Source organism: Streptococcus sp. k-402 (genome assembly GCF_013277515.1).
Taxonomy (GTDB): domain Bacteria; phylum Bacillota; class Bacilli; order Lactobacillales; family Streptococcaceae; genus Streptococcus.
The window spans coordinates 514-1,904 of sequence record NZ_VMNB01000022.1 but is presented as its reverse complement, the minus strand read 5'-3'; the positions used below and the strand labels follow the sequence as shown (position 1 = coordinate 1,904).

Below are 1,391 nucleotides of genomic sequence, written 5' to 3'. Positions count from 1 at the left end.
TACAAATATTATAGAGCCATTTATTTGTTGATTTAGCCCCATCCCTATCCAGCGGATATGTCGGTGTAATGGAATCCCTAGACAGAGGCGAAACTAAGTCCTTATTTAGTACTCGATCTGTTCCTTGTTGAACATAAGCCACGATAAGACGTAGCGGTTTATCGCCTATGGATTGCTTTTTATACTGAGTCGGATATAATACTGATGTTCCATCTGCTCCTACTAGCCCCCATGCAACGATGTCATAACCTTCTGCTGAGGTTTCAATTCCACCAAAATTTTCATTATGTCCACCTTGAACCAAATACATTTTCAATTGAGAGCCTTGCGGAATATTAGAACTAGAGAATCCATTTGGTGGAGTAGGAATTTTCCCCTTAACTATAGGTTTTTCTCCTGCTTTTCCCTCTACATCTTGTTGAGCAGTCTTTCCTGGATTTAGTGGAGATTCATCAAATTCTGGTTTTGGTAGTTGATACAGAACCTCTTGAATCTTACTAGACACGTGACCGCTTCCTTCAGTTACTGTTAAGGTTGTATTGTATAGCCCATAGAGATTTTTAGGAGACTGACCGGTAATAGTTAAAACAGCTCGTTTTCCATTACTATCAATTCTTGTTTTGATTGTAGCCCAAGTTTTACCGTCCTTACCCACCGTTGGGAACCCTGATAAAGAAATATTTCTAATAGTTCCAGTTTCTACAGTAGCAATATATTTTAAAGGTATCTCGTTTAAGTTTTGACCGTTATATAAATTACGAGTGTCTCTTTCTCTTCCTGAATCATCCCTAGATCTTTTTTCGTTCCCGGTACTTCCTGTAGCAAACCCATAAACAAGACCGGAAACACTTCTACGATTCCTGGTTCCTCCAGTTTCCTCTGCATCTTTCTTTAGATGAGCAGCCTTTTTATACTCCTCAAGTGCAGCATTAAAGACCTCCTGATTGACAAGCCCATTTTCTGATTGCCCCAATGCTTCGTTGAGTTTATCGTAGGCTTCCTTGAGTTTTTGGACTTGTTCTGGATTTTCAGTGCTGGTCTTCAGTTCTTGGAGGAGATGATGGATTTTGTCCGATAGAGGATAGCTTCCTCTACCTAAATAGGAGATTTTAACTTTGATTTAACAGAGATAGAATCATAATAAGAATGATACAGCAAACTGAAGCTAGAATAGTAGACCTTGTTTTCTAAAATATTGTTAAAAATTAGTTTGAATTTCTCAACTAATTTTATTCAGTTACTACTTTATTATGCTATAAAAAATCAAACGCTCCCTTCTCATGATGGCAAAAACAAGCATGTAATAAAAAATTAATAATTCTGACATTTTAAGATATAGAGCTTGCAATCATTGATAAAATCAGCTACCATGAGTAAGTAAGTAAGTAAGT

Annotated in this window: 1 pseudogene; it reads right to left on the bottom strand. The window is 37.0% G+C overall.

Annotation, left to right across the window (positions count from 1 at the left end):
* A pseudogene (locus tag HT724_RS09810) lies at positions 1-973 on the bottom strand (hypothetical protein); the annotation flags it as partial.
* Between the last annotated feature and the right edge of the window lie 418 nt (positions 974-1,391).